Annotated in this window: 1 protein-coding gene and 1 pseudogene; one reads left to right on the top strand and one right to left on the bottom strand. The window is 73.2% G+C overall.

The genetic code is table 11. The annotated features are described in order from the left end of the window. Window positions 1-1,714: pseudogene (locus tag JNW89_RS35635) on the bottom strand (ATP-dependent helicase); the annotation flags it as partial. 93 nt (window positions 1,715-1,807) lie between these two features. Between JNW89_RS35635 and JNW89_RS35630 the strand changes: the two are divergent. Further along, window positions 1,808-2,050: a mycoredoxin gene (locus JNW89_RS35630; RefSeq protein ID WP_238452361.1), complete on the top strand. Its 243-nt coding sequence runs from the start codon at window positions 1,808-1,810 to the stop codon at window positions 2,048-2,050. Window positions 2,051-2,155: the final 105 nt, after the last annotated feature.

Below are 2,155 nucleotides of genomic sequence, written 5' to 3'. Positions count from 1 at the left end.
GGCCCGTCCGCCCGGCGAGCGGGCCGAGGCGTACGACAGCCAGAGCCACTGCCGGGCACGGGTGATCCCGACGTAGAGCAGCCGGCGCTCCTCCTCGACCTGCTCCGGGGTACGGGCGTACGTGGTGGGCAGGGTGCCGTCGGAGAGCCCGACCAGGAAGACCGCGTCCCACTCCAGCCCCTTGGCCGAGTGCAGCGACGCCAGCGTCACCCCGTCGACGGTCGGCACGTGCTGCTGGGTGGCCCGGCGGGCCAGCTCCTCGTTGAAGTCGCTCAGGGTCACCGGCCGCTCCACCGCGGCGGCCTCGCCGATCGGCAGCACCTCCGGCGTCGCCGCGTACTCCTCGGCGAGCTGGACCAGCGCGGCCAGCGCCTCCCACCGTTCCCGCGCGGCGCCGCCGGCCGGGGGCGCGTCGGGTGCCCAGCCCACCGCGGCGAGCGCCTCGACTACGGCGGTCGGCAGCGGGGTCTCCCCCGGGATCGAGCGGGTGGCGGCCCGCAGCGCGACCATCGCCTGGCGCACCTCGACCCGCTCGAAGAACCGCTCCGCCCCCTGCACCACGTACGGCACGCCGGCCTCGGTCAGCGCCTTCTCGTACGCCTCGGACTGCGCGTTGGTCCGGAACAGCACGGCGATCTCCTTCGCCGGGGTGCCCCCGTCGACCAGGGTCCGGCAGCGGGCGGCGACGGCGTTCGCCTCGGCCGGCTCGTCCGTGAAGATCCGCAGCTCCGGCTCGGGGCCCGGTGGGCGCTGCCCGTGCAGCTCCAGCCGCAGCCGCGCCTCGGCGCCCCGGGCCTGCGAGATCACCGCGTTGGCCAGCCCGACCACCTGCGGGGTGGAGCGGTAGTCACGGACCAGCCGGACCACCGTCGCGCCCCGATGTCGGCGCGGGAAGTCGACCAGGTACGACGAGGTGGCCCCGGTGAACGAGTAGATCGTCTGGCTGGCGTCGCCCACCACGGTCAGGTCGTCCCGGCCGCCGAGCCAGGCGTCCAGCAGCCGCTGCTGCAACGGGTTGACGTCCTGGTACTCGTCGACGACGAAGTGCCGGTACTGGCCGCGCACCTGCTCGGCGACATCCCGGTGCTCCTCGATCCCCCAGACCGCGGCGCGCAGCATGTCCTCGAAGTCGATCACACCGTTGGCGCGCTTGAGCCGCTCGTACGCGGCGAAGACCTCGGCCACCTTCGCCGGCTCGTGCGGCGTCTCGCGCAGCGCCTTGGCCGCGGCGACCACGTACTCACCCGGCTCGACCAGCGACGACTTGGCCCACTCGATCTCGCCGGCGAGGTCGCGCGCGGCGGCCCGGTCGGCGCGCAGGCCGACCTTGGCGGCGGCCAGGGTGACCACCCGCACCTTGCTGTCCAGCAGCTCGGGCATGGCGCGCCCCGCCAGCAGCCGGGGCGCGAAGTAGCGCACCTGGCGCAGCGCGGCGGCGTGGAAGGTCCGCGCCTGGACACCGGACACCCCCGAGCACGGTGAGCCGGGCCCGCATCTCGGCGGCGGCCCGGGCGGTGAAGGTGACCGCCAGCACGTGCCGGGGGGAGATCTCGCCGGTGAGCGCACGATGGGCGATCCGGGAGGTCACCGCGCGGGTCTTGCCGGTGCCCGCGCCGGCCAGGATGCAGACCGGGCCGGCCGGGGCGGTCACCGCCGCGCGCTGCTCCGGGTCGAGCCCGGCGAGCACGACTTCCGCCGCTGAGTGAACCCCCACAGCGAGGAATCATCTCAGCTCCCGCCGATGTTGCAGCGGTTAGCCTGACCTGAACAACAGGCCGGGCGACGCGATCACTTGGAGGACCTGACCATGTTGACGATGTATTCCACCCCGTGGTGCGGCTACTGCCACCGGCTCAAGTCGCAGCTGGACCGGGAGGGCATCGGGTACGAGGTGGTCGACATCGAGCAGGACTCGAAGGCGGCCCAGTTCGTGATGAGCGTCAACGGCGGCAACCAGACGGTCCCCACGCTCCGCTTCGCCGACGGCAGCGCCCTGACCAACCCCTCCATCACCCAGGTCAAGCAGCACCTGGCCAGCCTCGCCGGCTGATCCCACAGCATTCAGGAAAAGTGGTCGTTCCCCCCGGAACGGCCACTTTTTCCGTGTCCGGTGCGGGCACTCAGAGGCGGGTGGCGTCGGGGGTGAGGTGTTCGG

It is taken from the genome of Micromonospora sp. 4G55, from assembly GCF_016803375.1.
Note: the sequence above shows the minus strand (reverse complement) of the source record. Positions and strands in the feature narration are given on the sequence as shown.